Source organism: Pseudomonas sp. Fl5BN2 (genome assembly GCF_009908205.1).
Lineage (GTDB): Bacteria > Pseudomonadota > Gammaproteobacteria > Pseudomonadales > Pseudomonadaceae > Aquipseudomonas.
Map to the genome: position 1 here is coordinate 75,979 of NZ_JAAARL010000015.1, position 24,056 is coordinate 100,034.

Sequence of the window (24,056 nt, forward strand, 5' to 3'; positions counted from 1 at the left end):
TTTGGAACCCGAAATAGCTATGTCATCGCGTAAATTTGGACTCAATCTGGTGATAGTGCTGGCCATTGCCGCGCTATTCACCGGTTTCTGGGCGTTGATCAATCGCCCGGTCTCGGCCCCCGACTGGCCGGAACAGATCTCCGGTTTTTCCTACTCGCCTTTCCAGCAGGGTCAATTCCCGCAGAAGGACCAGTACCCGTCCGACGATGAAATGCGTCGTGACCTGGAGATAATGAGCAAGCTGACCGACAACATCCGTACCTATTCGGTGGATGGCAGCCTGGGCGACATCCCCAAGCTGGCGGAAGAGTTCGGTTTGCGGGTGACCCTGGGGATCTGGATCAGCCCGGACCTGGAGCGCAATGAACGAGAGATCATGCGCGCCATCGAACTGGCCAACAGTTCCCGCAGTGTGGTTCGCGTGGTGGTGGGCAACGAAGCGATCTTCCGCAAGGAAATCACCGCTGACCAGTTGTCGGTGATCCTCGACCGGGTCCGTGCCGCAGTGAAAGTGCCAGTGACCACTTCAGAACAGTGGCACGTCTGGGAAGAGCACCCGGAACTGGCCAAGCACGTCGACCTGATCGCCGCGCACATTCTGCCCTACTGGGAGTTCATCCCAGTGGACAAGGCCGGACAGTTTGTCCTCGACCGCGCCAAAGACCTGAAAAAGATGTTCCCGAAAAAGCCGCTGCTGCTGTCCGAGGTCGGCTGGCCGAGCAACGGTCGTATGCGCGGCGGGGCTGACGCCAGCCCGGCGGACCAGGCGATCTACCTGCGCACCCTGGTCAACAAACTCAACCGCCAGGGCTACAACTATTTCGTCATCGAAGCCTTCGACCAGCCGTGGAAGGCCAGTGACGAAGGTTCGGTGGGCGCGTACTGGGGCGTGTTTAACGCTGCGCGCCAGCAGAAATTCAACTTCGAAGGCCCGGTAGTAGCGATCCCTCAGTGGCGAGTACTGGCCATCGGCTCGGTGGTCCTGGCCCTGTTGTCCCTGACCCTGCTGATGATCGACGGCTCGGCCCTGCGCCAGCGCGGCCGGACCTTCCTCACCTTCACCGCGTTCCTCTGCGGTTCGGTGCTGGTGTGGATCGGCTACGACTACAGCCAGCAATACAGCACCTGGTTCAGCCTGACGGTGGGTTTCCTGCTGGCCCTCGGCGCGCTCGGGGTGTTTATCGTATTGCTGACCGAGGCCCATGAACTGGCTGAAGCGGTGTGGACCCACAAACGCCGGCGTGAATTCCTGCCCGTTGAGGGCGAATCCAATTACCGGCCAAAAGTCTCGATCCACGTGCCCTGCTACAACGAGCCGCCGGAGATGGTCAAACAGACCCTCGACGCCCTGGCCAACCTCGATTACCCGGACTACGAAGTCCTGATCATCGACAACAACACCAAGGACCCGGCGGTCTGGGAACCGGTGCAGGCCTATTGCCAAACCCTGGGCCCGCGCTTCAAGTTCTTCCACGTCGCGCCCCTGGCCGGTTTCAAGGGTGGGGCGCTGAACTACCTGCTGCCGCATACCGCCAAGGATGCCGAAGTGATCGCGGTGATCGACTCCGACTACTGCGTCGACCGCAACTGGCTCAAGCACATGGTGCCGCACTTCGCCGACCCGAAGATCGCCATCGTGCAGTCGCCCCAGGACTACCGCGACCAGAACGAAAGCACCTTCAAGAAGCTCTGCTACGCGGAGTACAAAGGCTTCTTCCACATCGGTATGGTCACCCGCAACGACCGTGACGCGATCATCCAGCACGGCACCATGACCATGACCCGGCGCTCGGTGCTCGAAGAGCTGGGCTGGGCCGACTGGTGCATCTGCGAAGATGCCGAACTGGGCCTGCGGGTGTTCGAGAAAGGCTTGTCGGCCGCCTACTACCACACCAGCTACGGCAAGGGCCTGATGCCCGACACCTTCATCGACTTCAAGAAACAGCGTTTCCGCTGGGCCTACGGCGCGATCCAGATCATCAAGCGCCACACCGCCAGCCTGCTGCGCGGCAAGGACACCGAGCTGACCCGTGGCCAGCGCTACCACTTCCTCGCGGGCTGGCTGCCGTGGGTGGCGGACGGCATGAACATCTTCTTCACCGTCGGCGCCCTGTTGTGGTCGGCGGCGATGATCATCGTGCCGCAACGGGTCGATCCGCCGCTGCTGATTTTCGCGATCCCGCCGTTGGCGCTGTTCGTGTTCAAGGTCGGCAAGATCATCTTCCTCTACCGCCGCGCGGTGGGGGTCAACCTGAAAGATGCGTTCTGCGCGGCACTGGCCGGCCTGGCGTTGTCGCACACCATCGCCAAGGCGGTGCTGTATGGCTTCTTCACCAGCAGCATTCCGTTCTTCCGCACTCCGAAGAACGCCGACAACCACGGTTTCTGGGTGGCGATCTCGGAAGCCCGTGAGGAGCTGTTCATCATGCTGCTGCTGTGGGGCGCGGCGCTGGGCATCTTCCTGGTGCAAGGCCTGCCGAGCAACGACATACGCTTCTGGGTGACGATGTTGCTGGTGCAGTCGCTGCCGTATCTGGCAGCGCTGATCATGGCCTTCCTGTCTTCGCTGCCCAAACCGGCAGTGCAAGCAGAGCCGGCCCCGGCTGCGTAAATCGACGCACACGACTAAACGGCGGCCTCTGGCCGCCGTTTTGCTTTAAGATATCCGCCATTTTGCGCGCCTTGCCCATAACAGGTAGGAGCTGGCTTAGCAGCGATCAAAACCACGCGGTGCCACTGCTCAACCGCCATCGCCGGCAAACCGGCTCCTACACAACGCCTTGCACCGGAGTTCCCCCATGACGGCCCATGCCGAGCTTTCGCCGACCCTGCAACTTGCCTGTGATCTGATCCGCCGCCCTTCGGTGACGCCGGTCGACGCCGACTGCCAGAAGCTGATGATGCAGCGCCTGGGGGATGCCGGCTTCAAGCTCGAACCCATGCGTATCGAGGACGTGGACAACTTCTGGGCCAGCCACGGCAAGCACCCGGGTCCAGTGCTGTGCTTCGCCGGGCACACCGACGTGGTGCCCACAGGTCCGCTCCAGGCTTGGCAAAATGACCCGTTCGAGGCCCTGATCGATGAGCACGGCATGCTCTGCGGCCGTGGCGCGGCAGACATGAAAGGCAGCCTGGCGGCCATGCTGGTCGCTGCCGAACGTTTCGTCAGCGACTACCCGGATCACCAAGGCTCGGTGGCCTTCCTGATCACCAGCGATGAAGAAGGCCCTGCGCACCACGGTACCAAGGCCGTGGTCGAGCGCCTGGCAGCACGCAAGGAACGCCTGGACTGGTGCATCGTCGGTGAACCGTCGAGCACCACCTTGGTCGGCGACGTGGTCAAGAACGGCCGTCGCGGCTCCCTCGGCGCCAAGCTCACCGTGCGCGGTGTACAAGGCCACGTGGCCTACCCGCACCTGGCCAAGAACCCGATCCACCTGGTGGCTCCAGCCCTGGCGGAACTGGCAGCCGAGCATTGGGACGACGGCAATGCCTTCTTCCCGCCCACCAGCTTCCAGATCTCCAACCTCAACTCCGGCACCGGCGCCACCAACGTGATTCCCGGTGAACTGGTGGCGGTGTTCAATTTCCGCTTCTCTACCGAATCCACCGTCGAAGGCCTGCAACAGCGGGTCGCGGCGATCCTCGACAAGCACGGCCTGGACTGGCACGTGGAGTGGGCCTTGTCCGGCCTGCCGTTCCTCACCGAACCCGGAGCCCTGCTGGACGCGGTATCGGCCAGTATCAAGCTGATCACCGGGCGTGAAACCACGGCATCCACCAGCGGCGGCACTTCCGACGGACGCTTTATCGCCACCCTGGGCACCCAGGTGGTGGAGTTGGGGCCGGTCAATGCCACCATTCACCAAGTCAATGAACGGATTCTGGCCAGCGACCTCGATGTGCTGACCGAAATCTACTATCAGACCCTGATCAAGTTGCTCGCCTGATGCTCGCCTGCCCTCTTTGCAGCGCTCCGCTGAACGCCGTGGATAACGGCGTTGTCTGCCCGGCCGGGCATCGTTTCGACCGTGCGCGCCAGGGTTACCTGAACCTGTTGCCGGTGCAGCACAAGAACAGCCGCGACCCGGGTGACAACCAGGCCATGGTCGAGGCCCGCCGTGACTTCCTCAACGCCGGGCATTACGCCCCGGTGGCCAAGCGTCTGGCAGAGCTGGCGGCGCAACGCGCACCCCAGCGCTGGATGGACATCGGTTGTGGCGAGGGTTACTACACCGCGCAGCTCGCCGAGGCCTTGCCCGACGCCGATGGCTACGCCCTGGATATTTCCCGGGAAGCGGTAAAACGCGCCTGCCGCCGCGCCCCGCAACTGACCTGGATGGTCGCCAGCATGGCGCGGATCCCCCTGGCCGACGCCAGCTGCCAGTTCCTCGCCAGCGTCTTCAGCCCCCTCGACTGGCTGGAAGCCAAGCGCCTCTTGAGCCCCGGTGGCGGCCTGATGAAGGTTGGCCCCACCAACGGCCACTTGATGGAGCTGCGTGAACGTCTTTACGACGAAGTGCGTGAGTACAGCGACGACAAGCACCTGGCCCTGGTGCCGGAAGGCATGTTCCTGGCCCACAGCGAAACCCTGGACTTCAAGCTGCGCCTGGAGCGGCCGGAAGATCGTGCCAACCTGCTGGCCATGACGCCCCATGGCTGGCGCGCCAGTGCCGAACGCCGGACTGCGGTGATCGAACAGACCGAGCCTTTCGAAGTCAGCGTATCGATGCGCTACGATTACTTCGTGCTGCAATAACCCCACTTAACCCAAGACCTCGGGCATGGGCTCGAGGTCGATTAAATCCGCGAATGGATTTTTCAGACCGGCAATGAGGACATCCATGCGCCAGCCCGATATCGAGATTTACCTGAAAGACGCCGACGTCGACTACAAGGCCATCGCCACTTGGCTGGGCGCCGTGCTCGGCCCATGCAGCGACTGGGTGCAGAAAGGCCAGACCTACAAGTGCAAGGCCGGCAACGTACCAGTGACCTGGCTGCCCAAGGCCGTGGGCAAATGGAACAGCCTGTACCTGGAGAGCGACCAGACTCCTTGGGACGACGACATCGCCTGTGCCCGCGCCGCCTTTGCCGCGCTGAATGTCGAAGTACGCTGCGCACCGGGCAGTTGGGTCGAGGAAGAAGGTGAGGAAACCGCCGATCGCTGGATGCGTATCAGCACCGACGGTGAGGAAGAGATTACCTGGCGCACCGCCTGAACACTGCGTACCTGTAGGAGCCGGCTTGCCGGTGAAGAGGCCCTTGAGCCTAGCATCGCCAGCGTCGCCCTTTCGCTGGCAAGCCAGCTCCTACAGAGTCGGTTACAGGCCGACGACGTCTTCGGCTTGCAGACCTTTCTGGCCATCGACCACAGCGTATTCCACCTGCTGGCCTTCGGTCAGGGAGCGGTGGCCCTCGCCACGGATCGCTCGATAGTGGACAAACACGTCCGCCCCACCTTCACGCTGAATAAAGCCGTAGCCCTTGGCGTCGTTGAACCACTTCACGTTGCCGGTCTCACGAGTAGTCATGAATCCATACCTCATTTTTTTATTATTGGATTGGTGCACTGCAACCAAACCTTGAGAACTCTCCCACGGCGTGCCTCTCTATGAGTGAAGGCGATACGACTGCTGGAGAGCCGACCGAGTATATGACAGGCGCAAAAACTCTCAACTCAATCTTGTTTCGGCGCTTTTTTGCCGATTTTCGACGAATCCGGCACACTACCGCTCCCGAGCAGTTGCTCGGTTTTCTACTCACTCACGCAGAAGCCGTATGACCCGCTCCCCGATCCGCCGTCTTGTGTTTGGCACCTTGCGCCGCCTGCTGTACCTGTGGGTGCGCTCGGAAACCATCAACCAGTCGTCCTTCACCCTCGACCTCGATCGCAGCCGGCCGGTGTTCTACGTCCTGCAAAACCCTTCCCTGACCGACCTCGCGGTGGTGGATACCGAATGCTCCAAGGCCGGCCTGCCGCGCCCGGTACTGCCGGTGTCGGTGGGTAACCTGCTGGAGCCTGCGGCGTTCTTCTACCTGACCCCGGAGCCCGACTGGCTTGGCCGCCAGGACAAGCGCGGCGCGCCGCCGACCCTGACTCGGCTAGTCAGCGCCCTGAGCCAGAACGCCGCCGAAGACGCGCAGATCATTCCGGTCAGCGTGTTCTGGGGCCAGTCCCCGCAAAGCGAATCGAGTCCCTGGAAACTGTTGTTTGCCGATAGCTGGGCGGTCACCGGACGCCTGCGCCGCTTGCTCAGTATCATGATCCTGGGGCGCAAGACCCGGGTGCAGTTCTCGGCACCGATCAACCTGCGGGAGCTGATCGAACACAACAAGGGCCACGAGCGCACCGTGCGCATGGCCCAGCGCATCCTGCGGGTGCACTTTCGCAACCTCAAGGCCGCGGTCATCGGCCCGGACATTTCCCACCGGCGCAACCTGGTCAAGGGCCTGCTCAACCAACCCCTGGTGAAACAGGCGATCCTCGAGGAGTCCGAGCGCGAGAAGATCTCCCCGGAAAAAGCCAAGGCCCAGGCCCTGCGCTACGGCAACGAGATCGCCTCGGACTACACCTACACCGCGATCCGTTTCCTGGAAGTGGTGCTGAGCTGGTTCTGGAACAAGATCTACGATGGGATCAAGGTCAACCACCTGGAAGGCGTACAGAAGATCGCCCCGGGCCATGAAGTGATCTACGTGCCCTGCCACCGCAGCCACATCGACTACCTGCTGCTGTCCTACCTGTTGTTCCGCAACGGCCTGACCCCGCCGCACATCGCCGCCGGGATCAACCTCAACATGCCGGTGATCGGCGGCCTGCTGCGCCGCGGCGGGGCGTTTTTCATGCGCCGTACCTTCAAGGGCAACCCGCTCTACACCTCGGTGTTCAACGAGTACCTGCATACCCTGTTCACCAAGGGTTTCCCGGTGGAGTACTTCGTCGAAGGCGGACGCTCGCGTACCGGGCGCATGCTGCAGCCCAAGACCGGGATGCTGGCCATCACCCTGCGCAGCTTCCTGCGCAATTCGCGCATGCCCATCGTCTTCGTGCCGGTGTACATCGGTTACGAGCGGGTGCTGGAAGGCCGTACCTACCTGGGCGAGCTGCGTGGCGCGAGCAAGAAGAAAGAATCGATCTTCGACATCTTCAAGGTCATCGGCGCCCTCAAGCAGCGCTTCGGCCAGGTGGCGGTGAACTTCGGCGAGCCGATCAAGCTGGCGCAATTCCTCGACCAGGAACAACCGGACTGGCGGGCCCAGGACCTGGGCCCGCAGTACCGTCCATCCTGGCTCAACGAAACCACCAGCCGCCTGGGCAAGCGGGTGGCCCAGCACCTCAATGAGGCCGCAGCGATCAACCCGGTGAATCTGGTGGCCCTGGCCCTGCTCTCCACCAGCCGCCTGGCCCTGGACGATCGCGCCATGGCCCGGGTCCTCGACCTGTACCTGGCGCTGCTGCGCCGCGTGCCCTACTCGCCTCACACCACCTTGCCGGAAGGCGATGGCCAGGGGCTGATCCAGCATGTGAAGGATATGGATCTACTGTCCGAGCAAAGCGACGCGCTGGGCAAGATCCTCTACCTGGACGAGCAGAACGCTGTTCTGATGACCTACTACCGCAACAACGTGCTGCACATCTTTGCCCTACCGGCACTGCTGGCGAGCTTCTTCCAGAGCTCGTCGCGCATGAGCCGCGAACAGATCCTGCGCTACACCCGTGCGCTGTATCCCTACCTGCAGGCGGAGCTGTTCATCCGTTGGTCCCAGGAAGAGCTGGACGCGGTGGTGGATCAGTGGCTGGAGGCTTTCGTCGAGCAAGGCCTGCTGCGCTTCGAAAAAGAGCTGTACCTGCGTCCGGCGCCGAGCTCGCGGCATTTTGTCCTGCTGACCCTGCTGTCCAAGAGCATCGCCCAGACCCTGCAACGCTTCTACATGGCCATTTCCCTGCTGCTCAATAGCGGCCAGAACAGTATCAGTGCCGAAGAGCTGGAGGACCTGTGCACCGTCATGGCCCAGCGCCTGTCGATCCTGCATGGCCTGAACGCCCCGGAGTTCTTCGACAAGAGCCTGTTCCGGCACTTCATCCAGACCCTGCTGGACCAGGGCGTACTGCGCCGCGATGAAGCCGGCAAGTTGAGCTACCACCAAGCACTGGGGGAGCTGGCCGAAGGCGCGGCCAAACGCGTGCTGCCGGCGGAGATTCGCCTGTCGATCCGTCAGGTTGCCCTGCACCGCAGCGAAGATGCCGCCGAGCAGCTCGCGGCACCGACGCAAACCAACTAGATTCTTATCGGCGCCGGACAACCTCCGGCGCCCTCGATACGGAGATCCATTGATGAAGAAACTCACCCTGCTAGCCGCCACCGCGCTGCTGGGGGCCTGCCAATCCATGCAGCCTGCAGCCAAGGCTAGCCTCGACGGCGAAGTCTTCTACCTGCAACGCATCGCCCTGCCTCCTGTCGCCACCTTGAGCGTGAGCCTGCAGGACGTGTCCCTGGCTGATGCACCGGCGGTGGTCCTGGCCGAACAGAGCGGGCCGGTCAAAGGCCAGGTGCCGCTGCCCTTCCACCTCAGCTACGACCCGACCCAGGTCAAACCCGGCCACCGCTATTCGGTCAGTGCACGGATTGAAGTGAATGGCCAGTTGATGTTCATCACCACCGAGCACAATGGGGTCAATCTCGACGGCAGCGATCCGCAGCCGTTGAAACTCCGTGTTGATCCTGCCCGTTAAATTTCATTGCCCAAGGAAGCCGCCATGCTCCGTACTTCGTTCCGCTTCACCAGCCTGTGCGCTGGCCTGATGATCTCCGCCAGTGCCCTGGCCTTGTCCTTGAGCGATCTGTCCCAGGGGGACGCCAGCGGCGGCCTCAAGGATGCCCTGACCCAGGGCGCGCAGATCGCCGTCAAACAACTGGGGACTCCCGGTGGTTTCAGCAACAACCCCGATGTGCGCATCGAGCTGCCGGGCAACCTCGGCAAAGTCGCGAAGAAGATGAAGCAGTTCGGCATGGGCGATCAGGTCGATCAACTGGAAGCCAGCATGAACAAGGCCGCCGAGGCTGCGGTGCCGCAAGCTCAGGCGCTGCTGGTGGATGCGGTGAAGAAAATGACCGTGGCTGACGCCAAGGGCATTCTCGCCGGCGGCAAGGATTCCGCCACCCAGTACCTGGACAAGAGCAGCCGCGAGCAGATCCGCGCCAAATTCCTGCCTATCGTCAAGCAGGCCACTGACCAGGTGGGCCTGGCCAAGCAGTACAACTCCTTCGCCGGCCAGGCCGCGACCCTGGGTGTACTGGATGCCAAGAGCGCCAATATCGAGAGTTACGTGACCGAGCAGGCGCTCAATGGCCTGTTCGAGATGATCGGCAAGCAGGAAGAAACCATTCGCCAGAACCCGGCAGCTGCGGCCACCAGCCTGGCCAAGAAAGTCTTCGGTACTCTGTAAGACCCGCGCTGTTGCGGGAGCCGCCCAGGCGGCTCCCGCCCCTTCTCAGTCCCTCTTAACCTTGAACCATGCTGCATACAACGCCGGCAAGAACAGCAAGGTCAAAGCCGTAGCGACAATCAGCCCGCCCATGATGGCCACCGCCATCGGTCCGAAGAACACACTGCGCGACAGCGGAATCATCGCCAGCACCGCCGCCAGGGCTGTCAGCACGATGGGCCGGAAACGCCGTACCGTGGCTTCAATGATTGCATCCCAGGGTTTCAAACCCGCCTTGATGTCCTGTTCGATCTGATCCACCAGGATCACCGAGTTGCGCATGATCATCCCGGACAGGGCAATAGTCCCGAGCATGGCCACGAACCCGAACGGTTGGCGGAACACCAGGAGGAACAAGGTGACGCCAATCAACCCCAGGGGGGCCGTGAGGAACACCATGGCCGTACGCGAGAAGCTGCGCAGTTGGATCATCAGCAAGGTCAGCACCACCACGATGAACAGCGGCACGCCGGCCTTCACCGAGTTCTGGCCGCGGGTCGAGTCCTCGACGGTGCCGCCTACGTCCAGCAGGTAGCCGTCCGGCAGTTCGGCACGAATGGTTTCCAGGGTCGGCAGGATCTGCTGCACCAGGGTCGCGGGTTGTTCCTTACCGTAGATGTCGGCACGCACTGTGACGTTGGGCAAGCGGTTGCGGTGCCAGATCACGCCTTCTTCGAAGCCGTATTCCAGGGTCGCGACCTGGGACAGCGACACGCTTTGACCGTTTTCGGTCGGCACCGCCAGACTCGGCAGCAACGACAGTTCGGTACGCTCTTCACGGGTGCCACGAAGCAGGATCTCGATCAGTTCATTGTCTTCACGGTACTGGCTGACGGTGGAACCGATCAGCGAGCTCTGCAGGAACTTCGACAGATTGGCGGTACTGACACCCAGAGCACGGGCCCGGTCCTGATCGATGTTCAGGTAGACCACCTTGCTCGGTTCCTCCCAGTCCAGGTGCACGTTGACCACATGAGGGTTCTCCCGCACCTTGGCCGCCACCTTGCGCGCCAGGGCGCGGACTTCCTCGATGTGCTCGCCGGTGACCCGGAACTGCACCGGGTAACCCACTGGCGGGCCGTTCTCCAGCCGTGTGACCCGCGAACGCAAGGCCGGGAACTGTTCGTTGAGGGTCTCGATCAGCCAGCTGCGCAGGCTCTCGCGCTCCTCGATGCTCTTGGCCAGCACCACGAACTGGGCAAAGCTGTTGGCCGGCAATTGCTGGTCCAGCGGCAGGTAGAAACGCGGCGAGCCAATGCCCACATAGGCCACGTAACTATCGATGCCCGGGTGATCCTTGAGCATCGCCTCCAGGCGCTTGACCTCATCGGCGGTGTTGCTCAGGGAAGCACCTTCCGCCAGTTTCAGGTCGACCATCAGTTCCAGTCGTCCGGAGGCCGGGAAGAATTGCTGCGGCACAAAACGGAACAGCATTACCGAGCCGACAAACAGCAGGATGGTCAACACGATAACGGTCTTGCGCCGCTCCACGCACCAGCCCACCACCCGGCGCACGCGCTGATAGAACGGCGTGCCGTGGGGGTTGGACTCGGCGCCGTGCTTGGCGGCGTGAATCTTCGCCAGGTCAGGCAGCAGTTTCTCCCCCAGGTAAGGTACGAACACCACGGCGGCGATCCACGAGGCCACCAGGGCAATGGTCACCACCTGGAAGATCGAGCGGGTGTATTCGCCAGTACCGGACTGCGCGGTGGCGATCGGCAGGAAACCCGCCGCAGTGATCAGTGTGCCGGTGAGCATGGGGAAGGCAGTGCTGGTCCAGGCAAAGCTCGCCGCCTTGATCCGGTCGAAGCCCTGTTCCATCTTGATCGCCATCATCTCCACCGCAATGATCGCGTCATCCACCAACAGCCCGAGAGCCAGCACCAAGGCACCAAGGGAGATCTTGTGCAGGCCGATCCCCAGGTAATACATGGTGGCAAAGGTCATCGCCAGCACCAGCGGAATCGCCAGCGCCACCACCATGCCGGTGCGCACGCCCAGGGAGAAGAAACTCACCAGCAACACAATGATCAAGGCCTCAGCCAGCACCCGGACGAACTCGCCGACCCCGGTCTTCACCGCCGCCGGCTGGTCGGACACCTTGCGCAGCTCCATCCCTGTCGGCAGGCTTTGCTGCAGGCGAGCGAACTCGCCCTCCAGGGCCTTGCCCAGCACCAGGATGTCGCCGCCCTCCTTCATCGCTACCGCCAGGCCGATGGCGTCCTCGCCCATGAAGCGCATGCGCGGCGCCGGTGGATCGTTGAAGCCACGTCGTACATCCGCTACATCACCGATGCGGAAGGTGCGTCCGGCAACCCGGATCGGGAAGTTGCGAATCTGCTCCACGCTCTGGAAGTTACCGGACACCCGCAGTTGCACCCGCTCGCTGGGCGTCTCGAAGAACCCCGCGGTGGACACCGCATTCTGTTCTTCCAGGGCCTGCTGTACCGCCGCCAGGGGCAGCCCCAGGGTAGCCAGCTTGACGTTGGACAGCTCGATCCAGATCTTTTCATCCTGCAGGCCCAACAGGTCGACCTTGCCTACGTCCTTGACCCGTTGCAGCTGGATCTGGATCCGGTCGGCGTAATCCTTGAGCACCGCGTAGTCGAAACCCTTCCCCGTCAGCGCATAGATATTGCCGAAGGTGGTGCCGAATTCATCGTTGAAGAAGGGTCCCTGGATGCCCGGCGGCAAGGTCTGGCGAATGTCGCTGATCTTCTTGCGAACCTGATACCAGAGCTCGGGGACTTCATTGGAATGCATCGAGTCCCGGGCAATGAAGGTGACCTGGGACTCCCCGGGGCGGGAGAAGGAAACAATGCGATCGTACTCGCCGGTTTCCATGAGTTTCTTTTCAATGCGCTCAGTGACCTGGCGCGAGACTTCCTCGGCCGTGGCCCCTGGCCAGTTAGTACGGATAACCATGGCCTTGAAGGTGAAAGGCGGGTCCTCGCTTTGTCCCAGCTTGGTGTAGGACAGCGCCCCGACAATGGCCAGCAACAGCATCATGAACAGGACGATCTGGCGATTGCGCAACGCCCAGGCGGAAAGGTTGAAACCCATCGGGGATTACTCCTTGGCCGCCAGATTGACCACACGATTGGAGCGATCCACCGGGCGTACCTGCAGGCCCTCATGGAGCACATGCACCCCCGCAGCCACTACCCAGTCGTTGGCATTCAGGCCTTCCAGCACCGGCACGGTCTTTTCGCCGAACGCCCCGACGCGCACGGGCGTCTTGTGCAAGGTGTTGTTGGCATCCACCCGCCAGACATAGGTCGCCCCCCCTTCGGCAGACAGCGCCGACAAAGGCACCGACAGCGGCACCGCATCACCGCTCTGGATGAACACCCGGGCGCTCTGGCCCAGTTCGGCGGGGATCTTGCCGGCACTGAAGGCAATGCGTGCGGCAAAGGTCCGGGACTTCGGATCGGCAGCAGGAGAGAGCTCGCGAATACGCCCGTCGAAGCGCTGGCCCGGCTGGGTCCAGAGTTCCACCGAGACTGGCTGGCCAATCTTGAAATGGCCGAAATTCTGCTCGGGGATGCTGATCAACACTTCGCGCTCACCATCGGTGGCCAGGGTGAACACTGTCTGCCCGGCCGCCACTACCTGCCCCACTTCCACCGCGCGCTTGGCCACCACGCCATCCTGTGGCGCACGCAGCACCGCGTAGCCGGCCTGGTTGTTGGCCACATCGAACTCAGCCTTGATCTGCTTCAGGCGGGCTTCGCCGGAGCGATAGAGGTTCTCGGCATTGTCGTACTGCGAGTGGCTGACCATCTGCCGGTCCAACAGCGTCTTGTAGCGATCGCGCTCGGCACGCACCAGATTGAGGTTGGCACTGGCGGCGGTGACCTGGGCCCGGGAGGCCTCAAGCTGCAGGCGCACGTCCTGCGGGTCGAGTTCGGCCAGGGGTTGGTTAGCCTTGACTCGCTCCCCCTCCTCTACCAGCCGTCGACTGACCTTGCCGCCGATACGGAACGCCAGGTCCGGTTCGTAACGGGCCCGTACCTCACCCGGATAACTGTCTGAAGCCCGCGCCGAAGGCTCTGGCTGAACCACCATCGCCGGCCGGACACCGATTTGGACGGGCTCTTCGTGCCCACACGCAGACAGAAAAAAAGCCAGGCTGACTGGCAAGGCATAGCGGAACATGGCGGCGACCTTTCGCTAATGGTGCTTGGAATAATTATACTGGTGGGCATGTTATTAATAGCAAACTCACCAGTCCAGTATTAACAGCGAAAAAAATGTCCGACAATAATTCCGCAAACGTTGGGCCAGGCCGGCCCAAGGATCTGGCCAAACGCCAGGCCATTCTCGAAGCAGCGAAAAACCTGTTTCTGAGCAACGGCTATGCCAGTACCAGCATGGATGCGGTCGCCGCCGAAGCCGGCGTTTCAAAGCTCACGGTGTATAGCCACTTCAATGACAAGGAAACCCTGTTCACCGCTGCCGTGGTGGCCAAGTGCGAAGAACAGCTGCCCACGCTGATCTACGAGCTGACACCCGAGACGCCGGTGGCAAGCGTCTTGTTGAACATCGCCCGGGGCTTTCACCAACTGATCAACAGCAACGAGTCGGTAAACCTGCATCGCCTGATCATGGCGCTGGGCAGCCAGGACCCCAAGCTCTCGCAGATCTTCATCGAGGCTGGTCCCGAGCGCGTGCTGCAAGGCATGGAGCGGCTGCTGGGCAGGATCAATCAGTTGGGCACCCTGCACATCGACAAACCGCGCAATGCCGCCGAGCATTTCTTCTGCATGCTCAAGGGCGGGGCGAACTTTCGCCTGCTCTACGGCTATGGCGAACCGCTGGCGGGCGCGGCTGCGGAAGAACATGTACAGGAAGTGGTGGAGCTGTTCATGCGCGCCTACCGCCCGGAGCCGGATTGAAGCGAGCGTTGCGCAGGAACAGCTTATGCAGGGCTGGATTGCCAACGAAGCGCCCTTGAGACGGCCTTCGCCATCAAGCCAGCCTCTAAAGTGAAGGGACCTGTGAGACGGCCCGCTCTACGCAGCGGCCATCAAGCCTTGAGCGCCTTCTTCGGGTAGATGTCATAGCGACTGGATTTACCCTCCAATCCATGACTGGGTTTCGGCCCCTCGATGCAGGGCGCCTTGCGCGGGCGCTTGACGACCACCCGGTGGCTGGCCAGGGCCAAGGCCGCCGCCAACAATGCCGGAGCATCGTTGTCGTCCCCCACCAACGGCCGGAACAGACGCATTTCCTTTTTCACCAGGGCGCTTTTCTCCCGATGAGGAAACATCGGGTCAAGGTAGATCACCTGGGGCGGTTCACCTTCCCAATTGCGCATCAGTTCGATGGAGTTGCCCTTGAGCAAGTGCATGCGAGCGACAATCGGGCCCACCTCGGCATCCCGCGCACCACGGGCCAATCCGTCTTCCAGCAGCGCGCCAATCAGCGGCTGACGCTCGATCAGGCTCATCTCACAACCCAGGGTCGCCAGCACGAAGCCGTCCTTGCCCAACCCCGCCGTAGCATCCAGCACCCGCGGCCGCACACCTTGGGCAACCCCCACCGCCTTGGCGATCATCTGCCCGCTACCGCCGCCATACAACCGTCGGTGGGCCGCACCGCCCTCAACAAAATCCACCCGCACCGGTCCCGGCGCGTCCGGACCCAGTTGCTGCAGCTGCAGGCCCTGCTCACCCACCTGCAGGGCGAACTCGGCGTCGTCGACCTGCAATGGCAGCCCCAGGCGCTCGGCCCATTGTTGAGCCTCGGATTCGAATCCAGCGCCCAAGGCCTCGACTTTGATGCGGCAGGCCGCGGGTTGCTCATTCATCTGAAAACACACTCAAAAAATTAATGATCGGCAAAAACTGCCGATAACAGAACTATCGGCCATTTTGCCAGAGCTCAGCGTCGACCGAGAGCAATGTCAGACATTCAACGCACATCGATAGGTTTTATCTCGCCCCACGGCGACTATGGCCTACGCAATTCCCAGGCACTGAGCGGCGTCAGCCATCTGTGGCAGGACTTCTTTGCCCAGGCATTGGCCGAGCAACGGGGCGCGGGGGCGAACGCTGAAGCATTGCCTGCAGTGGCCATCGACGGCCCAGTAGAACCGGTCGGCGGCACCGACCTGCTGACACAGATCGTCAATCAGCGCCATTGCGATGTGCAGGACACCGAGATCCGTCCGCCCGATCCACTGTTCCTGCCAATTGCCGAATTCGAGATGGATCTGCTGGACAAACCGGCTCCGCCCTTTGCGCCGGAAGAGATCATTGCCCAGCAACGCCAGCAGAACTTCGAGAGTGGCTGGGTTCGGCCGATCGTGCTCAACGCCGGTCAACCGCTGCCTGATCCAGGTCCTGCCCCGGAGCCTCGTCCACTGCACCTGCCGATCGCCGAGTTCGAGCTGGACCTGCTGGACAAACCGGCCAAGCCGTTCCCGCCCGAAGAACTCATCGAGCAGCAAAAGCAGATGGACTACGACATCGGCTGGGCGCGCCCGCTGATTTTGCAGAACCTGCGCATCGCCGCCTGAGCCCGCCCCTCAGCGACACACCCACCAGGGCCCCATATCCAGATGGAAGTGATTGCGATGGGCCACGTTGTAATCCGGCCCCAGCACCACATTGAACGCATCGCAGGCGCCATCCCGGGCCAACCTTAGAAAACGTCCCTCATTGCTGTCCTTCGGCCAATCCCTGAGCACACTGATGCTGCGCCCGTCCGCCAGGCGAAAGCCGGCGATGTCCAGTGCATTGGCGCTGGCGTGCTGACTGAGAGAGCCATTCTCGCGGCTGTACATATTGCGGCAGGCGAAACTGCCCAGATGATCGACACGCACCACTGACTGCCCATACACCGCCTGCGCCGCCGGCTGCAGGCCATGGCGCTGATACATGGCAAAAGCCACCGCCAGCGGGCAACTGGCGAGGAAGCTGCTGCTCAAGGCCACCTCCCCACCTTGCACGCGCAAGGTATTGCTCAACGGACACGCCACATCGCCACGACTGTCAGGCTGACGGCTGGTGCGCAAACCGGAGCGTCCGAGCACTTCATCGCACAACTGCGGATCGTCCCGCAGCCGCGCCAGCTTGAAGCGCGTCAACAGATTCGGCTGCGCCCGCACATCCAGTGGCGCCCAGGGGTTCCAGGCATCCGCCAGCGGCAACCAGCCCAGGCGCACGCCGATCAACAACAGGGCACCCAGCAACAGCAAAGCGCCGAAAATTTTTACCCGCCGCACAGAAACTCCGTTTTTTATGACAATTTGAACAATTGGTTGATCTGCCCGAACGGCATCGCGCGATCGGCAAAATCAAAGCGGCCACGCTCCCGGATATCCTCCGCGGCCCGATAGAACGCACCGTAGGCGGCACGGGCCAGGGCCGAACCGACACTGATGCGCTTGACCCCCAGTTCCGCCAATTGCGTCACGCTCAGATTGAGGCCGCCGGACATCAGCACATTCACCGGCTTGGGCGCCACCGCCCGCACCACCTGCAGAATCTCCTCGGCGTTGCGCAGAGCGGGGGCATAAAGCACATTGGCACCGGCCTCGGCAAAGGCCTGCAAGCGGCGGATAGTGTCCGGCAGATCGTCACGACCGTGCAGCAGATTCTCCGCACGGGCCGTCAGGGTAAAGGGGAACGGCAGGCTGCGCACCGCCGCGACGCAGGCCTCGATGCGCTCCACGGCCAGATTGAATTCATAGATCGGCTCAGCGGCGCGTCCACTGGCATCCTCGATCGAGCCGCCCACCACACCGCTGGCTGCCGCCAACAACAAGGCCCGGGCACAGTCCTCGGGGTTGTCGGCAAAACCGTTTTCCAGGTCCGCCGCCACCGGCAGGCTGCTGGCGCCGACTATCCCGCGCACGTTGTCCAGAGTGTCTTCCAGGCTGAGCGCGCCCTCGGCATCCGGACGCCCCAGGGAGAACGCGTATCCGCCACTGGTAGTGGCCAGGGCTTCGAAGCCGAGGCTGGCCAGCATCTTCGCGGAGCCGGCATCCCAAGGGTTGGGAATGACAAAGGCCCCGGCACGTTCATGCAAGGCCTTGAAGGTGTTGGCTCGAAGGGTCTGCGCGTCCATTTGCTTGCTCCTGGAGAAGGCCAAGAAAGCGCTTCAGAGCAAGCCGAGCTGCTCCGCGGCGGGCTCTCTGTATAACTCAGGCAACGCGGGCAAGCCAGGCAAACGTTGCATCAGTTGGGCATGAAAGCGCCGAGCCAGTTCAGCCGCCAGACGGTTGTCCGAGGTGTGCAAAAAGACGTAGGGCGTGCGCCCCTCTTCGATCCAGCCGGCGACCTTGTCGAGCCAGGGAACGAGAAACGGATCATTGGCCTCAAGCTCCGGGTGACCAATGAAACGCACCTGGGGAAACTGGGTGAAGGCGGCTGGACGCGGCGGCACCTTGGGCTTCTTTGACTGCGCGTGCAGCACTGCAGGACTCGTCGAGATACAACTGAACAAGGCTCGCGGGTCCAAGCAGATACGTTCGACACCACGACCGCGCAACAGCCGATTGAGCATGCGTTCGGCATCCCCCTTGGCGAAGAACTCCGGATGCCGGACTTCCACCGCCAAGGGCCGCTCCAGGCCATCGATGAACCCCGCCAGCTCCGCCAGGCGCGATGGGGAAAAACTGGCCGGCAGTTGCAGCCACAAGGGTGACACCCGCTCACCCAAGGGGCTGAGCAACTGGACGAAGGTTTCAGCGGCGCTCAACTGCTCCCGCAAGTCGCCACCGTGACTGATGTCGCCAGGGAACTTGGCCGTGAAACGAAAGTGCTCGGGCATGATCTGTGCCCAACGCTGCACCGTGGCAGGTGCGGGCCGGGCGTAGAAGGTAGTGTTGCCTTCGACGGCGTTGAACACCTGGGAATACAGGCCGAGAAAGTCGTTAGGCCGCGCATCTTCCGGGTACAGGTACTCACGCCAGGCGTTTTCGCTCCAGGAAGGACAACCGAGAAAATAAGGCAGCATCAGATGTACAGGTCGAGACCCACCACTTCCATATCCCAATCGACAAAACCGGAGGTGGTCAGGTAACTCGCCAGGGCGTTGGCCACGCTCCTCTTCATCGCGCGCTGGAAGATCATGTCCTGCGGGCGGGCGGGAAGATTACCGGTGCGTGGGGCAGAAGCCTGAGAACGGTTTTGGCTCGAGGGTTCGGGCTGGACATCAATGGCATCGGCATCGTCCAGGGACTCGTCTACCTGCACCCGGCCTTTGCGAGGCTTGCGCTTGATGGGGTAGGACTGAGAGGAGATGCCGTCTATGCGCATACTGAAAAGCCCGGGGTCGATGATGGCAATTTAGCGGCACCGCTTAGACTTAGCAAATGCCCGAGTGATAACTAGAACACAGAAAAGCCAAAAGGTTTAAAACCGGGCAGGATCAAGCCTGAAAAGCAGACGATTGGCGGCTGTAGCAGGAGTTTACTGAACAACCGCTGACTGCTTGCGATCCCTCAGCGGGCCTTGGGCGTAGCGACCTTGTCCCGCAGATAGACCGGCTGCGCCTCATCGGCGACTATCGCTTCCCCCCGCTCCCAGGCAAACCGCGCCAAGGTCAGCAGGTCTTCGGCGTGGGGCAACATGCCAGCGTCCTGGCCACTGAGGTTGACCGCAATACGCTCACTGTAGCCCCAGCCGGTGCCCGCGCCAAACCAGTCGCCACTGGCGCCTTCGGGCAAGGCCGCGCTTTCCGGCGGCAGTACCGCTTCGCTGCCGAGCAGGCGCATTTCGCCGGCAGTTTCCTGGTAACAGCCCCAATAGACTTCATCCATGCGGGCGTCGATGGCCGACGCGACCTGGGTCGCGCCATGCTCGCGCAAGGCGCGCTGGGCCAGCACCGCCAGGTTGGACACCGGCAGCACCGGACGCTCCAGGGCAAAGGCCAGCCCCTGTACCACGCCGATGGCGATCCGCACGCCAGTAAACGCGCCCGGGCCACGCCCAAAGGCAATGGCATCCACGGCCTGCAGGGTGGTGCCGGCGTTAGCCAGCAACGCCTGAATCATCGGCAACAGCTTCTGCGCATGCAGCCGCGGGATCACCTCGTAATGGCTCGTGACCTTGCCGTCATGCAGCAAAGCAACGGAGCAAGCTTCAGTCGCGGTGTCCAGGGCCAACAAGGTGCTCATCGGGGGTTCCATAGGCATTGAAAAAAGTGACGCATTATAAACAGCAACGGCCCGCAAGCGGGCCGTTGAACGATCAAACGATCAGGCAACTCAGCTCAAGGCTTCGAGCACCTTGGCGGTGATCACTTCCACCGAACCCACGCCAGGGATATGGCTGTACTTCGGCTTGCCCTGGGCGGCGGCCAACTGCTGGTAGAACTCCACCAGCGGCTTGGTCTGGGAATGGTAGACCGACAGGCGATGACGCACGGTTTCCTCGGTGTCGTCCTTGCGCTGCACCAGGTCTTCGCCGGTGATGTCGTCCTTGCCGGCAACCTTCGGCGGGTTGTAGACGGTGTGGTAAGTCCGGCCCGAGGCTTCATGCACACGGCGGCCGGCAATACGCTGGACGATCTCTTCATCGTCGACGGCGATTTCTACAACGCTGTCCAGTTCAACACCGGCCTTGACCAGTGCTTCAGCCTGAGGAATGGTGCGCGGGAAGCCGTCGAACAGGAAGCCATTGGCGCAGTCAGCTTGGCTGATGCGTTCCTTGACCAGATTGATGATCAGGTCGTCGGACACCAAGCCACCACTGTCCATCACACTCTTGGCCTTGAGGCCCAACTCGGTGCCGGCCTTGACCGCAGCACGCAGCATGTCACCGGTGGAGATCTGTGGAATGCCGAACTTTTCGGTGATGAACTTCGCCTGAGTACCTTTACCGGCTCCGGGAGCTCCCAGCAGAATTACGCGCATCGATGTGCTCCTCAATTTTTTATTTAGAAACGCTCGGATTCGCCTCGTGGGGCCAATCTCAAAAATAGGGGTGTGGCCGCCCAAACGGCCAAAGGCTGATCAAGATACACAGCCGACACAGCGCACACAAGCAGTCGAAAGTCGGAGGAACCCGGCCCTTTTGTGCCCCATCGACACGGTTTTACAAGTCGCAACCCCATAACAAAGTGTCGCCAGAGGAATCTGAACGACACCTTGGGATTACCCCGACCCGGGCTGGGTGAAAGCACCCCGCACGCCCTCTGCAACCTCAGCCAGTATTACGCAGGCCGGCAGCAATACCTGCCACAGAGACCAGCAACGCCTGTTCCACGGGGCTTCCTTGCGGCGCCTGCTGTTTGCGCGAGCGCGCCAGCAACTCGGCCTGCAACAGATGCAGCGGATCGAGGTAGGTGTTGCGCAGGCGAATGAACTCCAGGGTATCGGGGCTGTGGGCCAGCAACTGCGACTGCCCTGTGAGACCCAGGACCACCGCGCAAGCCTGCGACAATAGGTCGCGTAAATGCCCACCCAACGGCAGCAGTTCCTCCTCCACCAGACGCTCGTCATAGGAGCGGGCGATGTCCGCATCGGCCTTGGCCAGAACCATCTCCAGCATGTCGATACGGGTCCGGAAGAACGGCCATTGCTCACGCATCTGCGCCAGTAACTGGCCTTCGCCACGGGCCAGGGCCTTGCTCAGGGCCGCCTCCCAACCCAACCACGCCGGCAACATCAGGCGAGTCTGGGTCCAGCCAAAAATCCACGGGATCGCCCGCAGGCTTTCAATGCCCCCGGCGCGGCGCTTGGCCGGTCGACTGCCCAACGGCAGGCGCCCCAGCTCCTGTTCCGGGGTGGACTGGCGGAAGTACTCGACGAACTGCGGATTGTCCCGCACCACTGCACGGTAGGCCTGCACCCCATCACTGGCCAACTCGTCCATCAGGTGACGCCAGGCGGGCTGCGGTGGGGGGGGTGGCAACAAGGTGGCTTCCAGCACTGCCGCCAGATACAAGTTGAGGTTCTGCTCGGCAATGTCCGGCAGACCAAATTTGAAACGGATCATTTCTCCCTGCTCGGTGGTACGGAAACGTCCCGCCACCGAACCCGGTGGCTGCGACAGGATCGCCGCGTGGGCCGGACCGCCACCGCGGCCCACGGTGCCACCGCGCCCGTGGAACAACAGCAGTTCCACCTGTTGCTCGCGGCAGATATCCACCAGCCGCTCCTGCGCCCGATACTGGGCCCAGGCCGCTGCCGTGGTGCCGGCATCCTTGGCCGAGTCGGAGTAGCCGATCATCACTTCCTGAGGCCCCTGCAGACGCGAGCGATAACCCGGCATATGCAGCAGCTTTTCCATCACCGGACCGGCGTTATCCAGGTCCGCCAGGGTTTCAAACAGCGGTACCACGCGCATCGGTCGCAGTACCCCGGATTCCTTGAGCAGCAACTGCACCGTCAGTACATCGGAGGCCGCGCCGGCCATGGAGATCACGTAGGAGCCCAAGGACGCTGCCGGTGCTGCAGCGATCTCGCGACAGGTGGCGAGCACTTCCGCGGTGTCCGCCGACGGTTTGAAATAACCCGGCAGCAATGGCCGCCGGCTGCCCAGCTCACGCATCAGGAAGGTGATGCGATCCTCTTCGTTCCAGTCTTCGTAGCGCCCCAGGCCCAGGTAATCGGTGATTTCGGTCATGGCCGAGGTGTGCCGACTGGAATCCTGGCGGACATCGAGGCGCACCAGGAACAGGCCGAACGTCACCGCTCGCCGCAGGCAATCGAGTAACGGACCATCGGCGATCACGCCCATGCCGCATTCATGCAGTGACTGGTAGCACAGTTGCAGCGGTTCCAGCAGGTCACGGTTGCTCTGCAACACTTCGGCGCCCGCTGGCACCGGTGCGCTGAGCGCCGCATGCGCCCAGCTACGGGTAGCCCGCAGACGCTCGCGCAATTGCTTGAGCAGCGCCCGATACGGCTCAGCGCTGTCCCCGACCTTGGCCAACAGCGCAGTGCTGGCTTGTTGCATGGACAGTTCGGCGGCCAGCTGATCGACGTCACGCAGGTACAGGTCCGCCGCCATCCAGCGCGCCAACAGCAATACCTCACGGGTCACGGCAGCGGTGACATTGGGGTTGCCGTCACGGTCGCCGCCCATCCACGAAGCAAAGCGGATCGGCGCCGCCTCCAGCGGCAAGTGCAACCCGGTGGCGTCGAACAATGCCTTGTCGGCCTTGCGCAGATAATTGGGGATCGCCTGCCAGAGCGAATGCTCGATCACCGCAAACCCCCATTTGGCTTCATCCACGGGCGTCGGGCGAGTGCGGCGGATCTCCTCGGTGTGCCAGGCCTCGGCGATCAGGCGCTGCAGGCGCTCCTGGATCTGCCCGCGCTCGGCACTGGTCAGGTCGCGATGATCCTGGGCCGCCAACTGCGCGGCGATCGCATCGTATTTCTGGATCAGCGTGCGGCGTGCCACTTCGGTGGGGTGAGCAGTCAGTACCAGCTCGATTTCCAGGCGTCCCAACTGACGAGCCAGGGCATCGGCGGAGTGCCCTTCAGCACGCAGGCGACTGAGCAGTTCGGGCAACACCCGAGCTTCGAACGGTGCTGGCTGCGACTCGTCGCGACGGTGGATCAGTTGATACTGCTCGGCGATATTCGCCAGGTTGAGGAACTGGTTGAAGGCCCTGGCCACCGGCAACAATTCGTCTTCGCTCAACTGGTCGAGGCTGGCACTCAACTCGGCCCCCGGCGAGCCCCGGCGATCGGCCTTGGCACCTTTGCGAATCTGCTCGATCTTGTCGAGGAACCCCTCGCCATACTGATTACGGATGGTATTGCCCAACAGCTCACCCAAGAGGTGAACGTCTTCGCGCAAGCGCGCATCAATATCGGTCATCGAGGTGTTCTCCAGCAGACTCAGGGCGGCACGGAAGGCTCAAGAGTGCCGGTTTGCCGCGCCCCTTAGCAAGCACGCGGCACACCGGCATCAAACCTTCAGCGTTGGGGCTAGTCTCAAGACTAGGCCACACAAGGGCCGCGCACCGGCCCCGGTCGGTCAACTCAAGCCAATCTGCTACGAGCAGGTGTTCATTGAGGTCATCATGAAAATCCGTGAACTCGCACAACACTGGGAAGAAAACGCCACAGGTCGCCTGACCAAGACCGGCTACCGGATTCACCTGGACCTGGAAGCCGCCGCGCGCCTGGCCGCGCTGACCGAAATGTACCCCAAACGCCAGACCGAAGAGCTCCTTGGCGAGCTGATCGGTGCGGCCCTGGAAGAGCTGGAAGCGAGCTTTCCCTACGTCCAGGGTCAACAGGTGGTGGCCACCGACGAGGAAGGCCACCCGCTGTACGAAGATGTCGGTGCAACCCCGCGTTTCCTCGCCTTGTCACGCCAACGTCTGCACCTGATTTCGAGCCAGTCGGACAAGCCGAAACACTGAGCCAACGCCCCCTTCGCCCCCGTTGAACCTCATGCTCCCCGGCCCTGAACAGGGCCGGGAATACCTCTGCGCATGGCAAAAGTTCCCGGTTTAGAGCCCTCTCCAAGTGGTCGGAAGTTTTTCCGGCCAATCGCCATCTTTCTCTGAACTATTCAAAAAAGCCTCGGGTCACACCGATTAACCATCACTGGAACGGCCGTTTCAAATTTTGCCATCAGCGCTTGTCGTC

General features: G+C 62.3%; 21 protein-coding genes. 10 read left to right on the plus strand and 11 right to left on the minus strand.

The window, feature by feature from the left end; genetic code table 11:
- Positions 1 to 19: 19 nt before the first annotated feature.
- The 4 genes from GV819_RS21040 to GV819_RS21055 all read left to right on the plus strand — a co-directional run bounded on the left by GV819_RS21040 (position 20) and on the right by GV819_RS21055 (position 5,222).
- Positions 20 to 2,611: a glycosyltransferase gene (locus GV819_RS21040; RefSeq protein ID WP_161757972.1), complete on the plus strand. Its 2,592-nt coding sequence runs from the start codon at positions 20 to 22 to the stop codon at positions 2,609 to 2,611.
- A 187-nt stretch (positions 2,612 to 2,798) separates the two neighbouring features.
- Positions 2,799 to 3,950: a succinyl-diaminopimelate desuccinylase gene (gene dapE, locus GV819_RS21045; RefSeq protein ID WP_161757973.1), complete on the plus strand. Its 1,152-nt coding sequence runs from the start codon at positions 2,799 to 2,801 to the stop codon at positions 3,948 to 3,950.
- The gene (locus GV819_RS21050) at positions 3,950 to 4,759 is read left to right on the plus strand and encodes a putative RNA methyltransferase (RefSeq protein ID WP_161757974.1); all 810 of its coding nucleotides are present in this window, start codon (positions 3,950 to 3,952) and stop codon (positions 4,757 to 4,759) included. Before dapE ends, GV819_RS21050 begins: the two co-directional genes overlap by 1 nt.
- An 85-nt stretch (positions 4,760 to 4,844) precedes the next feature.
- The gene (locus GV819_RS21055) at positions 4,845 to 5,222 is read left to right on the plus strand and encodes a hypothetical protein (RefSeq protein WP_161757975.1); all 378 of its coding nucleotides are present in this window, start codon (positions 4,845 to 4,847) and stop codon (positions 5,220 to 5,222) included.
- 102 nt (positions 5,223 to 5,324) lie between these two features.
- On the opposite strand, the gene GV819_RS21060 is transcribed toward GV819_RS21055, so the two are convergent.
- On the minus strand, positions 5,325 to 5,534 hold the full coding sequence (locus GV819_RS21060; protein WP_161757976.1) for a cold-shock protein: 210 nt from the start codon (positions 5,532 to 5,534) through the stop codon (positions 5,325 to 5,327).
- A gap of 247 nt (positions 5,535 to 5,781) precedes the next feature.
- Here GV819_RS21060 and plsB point away from each other — a divergent pair, with 247 nt between their 5' ends.
- From plsB to GV819_RS21075, 3 genes are read left to right on the plus strand one after another with little or no spacing between them, the layout of a single operon-like run.
- Positions 5,782 to 8,286 (plus strand): glycerol-3-phosphate 1-O-acyltransferase PlsB, encoded by a 2,505-nt coding sequence (gene plsB, locus GV819_RS21065; RefSeq protein WP_161757977.1) that lies wholly within the window; start codon positions 5,782 to 5,784, stop codon positions 8,284 to 8,286.
- A 52-nt stretch (positions 8,287 to 8,338) separates the two neighbouring features.
- A complete protein-coding gene (locus GV819_RS21070) occupies positions 8,339 to 8,737 on the plus strand; it encodes a YbaY family lipoprotein (RefSeq protein WP_161757978.1) in 399 nt (132 codons plus the stop codon).
- 24 nt (positions 8,738 to 8,761) lie between these two features.
- Positions 8,762 to 9,451 (plus strand): DUF4197 domain-containing protein, encoded by a 690-nt coding sequence (locus tag GV819_RS21075; RefSeq protein WP_161757979.1) that lies wholly within the window; start codon positions 8,762 to 8,764, stop codon positions 9,449 to 9,451.
- Between the two features lie 45 nt (positions 9,452 to 9,496).
- Here the strand turns inward: GV819_RS21075 and GV819_RS21080 are convergent, their stop codons facing one another.
- On the minus strand, positions 9,497 to 12,553 hold the full coding sequence (locus tag GV819_RS21080; protein ID WP_161757980.1) for an efflux RND transporter permease subunit: 3,057 nt from the start codon (positions 12,551 to 12,553) through the stop codon (positions 9,497 to 9,499).
- A gap of 6 nt (positions 12,554 to 12,559) precedes the next feature.
- Positions 12,560 to 13,648: an efflux RND transporter periplasmic adaptor subunit gene (locus GV819_RS21085; protein ID WP_161757981.1), complete on the minus strand. Its 1,089-nt coding sequence runs from the start codon at positions 13,646 to 13,648 to the stop codon at positions 12,560 to 12,562.
- A gap of 95 nt (positions 13,649 to 13,743) precedes the next feature.
- Between GV819_RS21085 and GV819_RS21090 the strand changes: the two genes are divergently transcribed.
- A complete protein-coding gene (locus tag GV819_RS21090) occupies positions 13,744 to 14,388 on the plus strand; it encodes a TetR/AcrR family transcriptional regulator (RefSeq protein ID WP_161757982.1) in 645 nt (214 codons plus the stop codon).
- Positions 14,389 to 14,519: 131 nt separating this feature from the next.
- Here the strand turns inward: GV819_RS21090 and GV819_RS21095 are convergent, their stop codons facing one another.
- Positions 14,520 to 15,302, minus strand: a complete 783-nt coding sequence (locus GV819_RS21095) for a class I SAM-dependent methyltransferase (RefSeq protein ID WP_161757983.1) — start codon at positions 15,300 to 15,302, stop codon at positions 14,520 to 14,522.
- Between the two features lie 93 nt (positions 15,303 to 15,395).
- Between GV819_RS21095 and GV819_RS21100 the strand changes: the two genes are divergently transcribed.
- Positions 15,396 to 16,013, plus strand: a complete 618-nt coding sequence (locus tag GV819_RS21100) for an energy transducer TonB (RefSeq protein ID WP_161757984.1) — start codon at positions 15,396 to 15,398, stop codon at positions 16,011 to 16,013.
- Positions 16,014 to 16,022: 9 nt separating this feature from the next.
- On the opposite strand, the gene GV819_RS21105 is transcribed toward GV819_RS21100, so the two are convergent.
- The 7 genes from GV819_RS21105 to ppc form a co-directional block, all read right to left on the minus strand.
- Complete coding sequence (locus GV819_RS21105; RefSeq protein ID WP_161757985.1) at positions 16,023 to 16,721, minus strand: extensin-like domain-containing protein; 699 nt, start codon at positions 16,719 to 16,721, stop codon at positions 16,023 to 16,025.
- Between the two features lie 14 nt (positions 16,722 to 16,735).
- Positions 16,736 to 17,566, minus strand: a complete 831-nt coding sequence (locus GV819_RS21110; protein ID WP_161757986.1) for an isocitrate lyase/PEP mutase family protein — start codon at positions 17,564 to 17,566, stop codon at positions 16,736 to 16,738.
- Between the two features lie 33 nt (positions 17,567 to 17,599).
- Positions 17,600 to 18,460, minus strand: a complete 861-nt coding sequence (locus GV819_RS21115; protein ID WP_161758073.1) for a DUF72 domain-containing protein — start codon at positions 18,458 to 18,460, stop codon at positions 17,600 to 17,602.
- Positions 18,457 to 18,759 carry a hypothetical protein gene (locus tag GV819_RS21120; protein ID WP_161757987.1) on the minus strand — a complete coding sequence of 101 codons (303 nt, stop codon included), beginning with the start codon at positions 18,757 to 18,759 and terminating at the stop codon, positions 18,457 to 18,459. Before GV819_RS21120 ends, GV819_RS21115 begins: the two co-directional genes overlap by 4 nt.
- A gap of 185 nt (positions 18,760 to 18,944) precedes the next feature.
- Positions 18,945 to 19,619 (minus strand): tRNA (adenosine(37)-N6)-threonylcarbamoyltransferase complex dimerization subunit type 1 TsaB, encoded by a 675-nt coding sequence (tsaB, locus tag GV819_RS21125; RefSeq protein WP_161757988.1) that lies wholly within the window; start codon positions 19,617 to 19,619, stop codon positions 18,945 to 18,947.
- A gap of 90 nt (positions 19,620 to 19,709) precedes the next feature.
- A complete protein-coding gene (gene adk, locus GV819_RS21130) occupies positions 19,710 to 20,357 on the minus strand; it encodes an adenylate kinase (protein ID WP_161757989.1) in 648 nt (215 codons plus the stop codon).
- 289 nt (positions 20,358 to 20,646) lie between these two features.
- On the minus strand, positions 20,647 to 23,277 hold the full coding sequence (gene ppc, locus GV819_RS21135; protein ID WP_161757990.1) for a phosphoenolpyruvate carboxylase: 2,631 nt from the start codon (positions 23,275 to 23,277) through the stop codon (positions 20,647 to 20,649).
- Between the two features lie 205 nt (positions 23,278 to 23,482).
- Between ppc and GV819_RS21140 the strand changes: the two genes are divergently transcribed.
- Positions 23,483 to 23,827 carry a pilin assembly protein gene (locus GV819_RS21140; RefSeq protein WP_161757991.1) on the plus strand — a complete coding sequence of 115 codons (345 nt, stop codon included), beginning with the start codon at positions 23,483 to 23,485 and terminating at the stop codon, positions 23,825 to 23,827.
- Positions 23,828 to 24,056 lie beyond the last annotated feature (229 nt).

Bases quoted from the DNA above. Each gene is read 5' to 3' on its own strand.
- GV819_RS21040 (WP_161757972.1), top strand. From the start codon at position 20: ATGTCATCGCGTAAATTTGGACTCAATCTGGTGATAGTGCTGGCCATT.
- dapE (WP_161757973.1), top strand. From the start codon at position 2,799: ATGACGGCCCATGCCGAGCTTTCGCCGACCCTGCAACTTGCCTGTGAT.
- adk (WP_161757989.1), bottom strand. From the start codon at position 20,357: ATGCGCGTAATTCTGCTGGGAGCTCCCGGAGCCGGTAAAGGTACTCAG.
- plsB (WP_161757977.1), top strand. From the start codon at position 5,782: ATGACCCGCTCCCCGATCCGCCGTCTTGTGTTTGGCACCTTGCGCCGC.
- GV819_RS21070 (WP_161757978.1), top strand. From the start codon at position 8,339: ATGAAGAAACTCACCCTGCTAGCCGCCACCGCGCTGCTGGGGGCCTGC.
- GV819_RS21140 (WP_161757991.1), top strand. From the start codon at position 23,483: ATGAAAATCCGTGAACTCGCACAACACTGGGAAGAAAACGCCACAGGT.
- GV819_RS21120 (WP_161757987.1), bottom strand. From the start codon at position 18,759: ATGCGCATAGACGGCATCTCCTCTCAGTCCTACCCCATCAAGCGCAAG.
- GV819_RS21090 (WP_161757982.1), top strand. From the start codon at position 13,744: ATGTCCGACAATAATTCCGCAAACGTTGGGCCAGGCCGGCCCAAGGAT.
- GV819_RS21075 (WP_161757979.1), top strand. From the start codon at position 8,762: ATGCTCCGTACTTCGTTCCGCTTCACCAGCCTGTGCGCTGGCCTGATG.
- GV819_RS21050 (WP_161757974.1), top strand. From the start codon at position 3,950: ATGCTCGCCTGCCCTCTTTGCAGCGCTCCGCTGAACGCCGTGGATAAC.
- GV819_RS21100 (WP_161757984.1), top strand. From the start codon at position 15,396: ATGTCAGACATTCAACGCACATCGATAGGTTTTATCTCGCCCCACGGC.
- GV819_RS21060 (WP_161757976.1), bottom strand. From the start codon at position 5,534: ATGACTACTCGTGAGACCGGCAACGTGAAGTGGTTCAACGACGCCAAG.
- GV819_RS21095 (WP_161757983.1), bottom strand. From the start codon at position 15,302: ATGAATGAGCAACCCGCGGCCTGCCGCATCAAAGTCGAGGCCTTGGGC.
- GV819_RS21110 (WP_161757986.1), bottom strand. From the start codon at position 17,566: ATGGACGCGCAGACCCTTCGAGCCAACACCTTCAAGGCCTTGCATGAA.
- GV819_RS21055 (WP_161757975.1), top strand. From the start codon at position 4,845: ATGCGCCAGCCCGATATCGAGATTTACCTGAAAGACGCCGACGTCGAC.
- GV819_RS21085 (WP_161757981.1), bottom strand. From the start codon at position 13,648: ATGTTCCGCTATGCCTTGCCAGTCAGCCTGGCTTTTTTTCTGTCTGCG.
- ppc (WP_161757990.1), bottom strand. From the start codon at position 23,277: ATGACCGATATTGATGCGCGCTTGCGCGAAGACGTTCACCTCTTGGGT.
- tsaB (WP_161757988.1), bottom strand. From the start codon at position 19,619: ATGAGCACCTTGTTGGCCCTGGACACCGCGACTGAAGCTTGCTCCGTT.
- GV819_RS21080 (WP_161757980.1), bottom strand. From the start codon at position 12,553: ATGGGTTTCAACCTTTCCGCCTGGGCGTTGCGCAATCGCCAGATCGTC.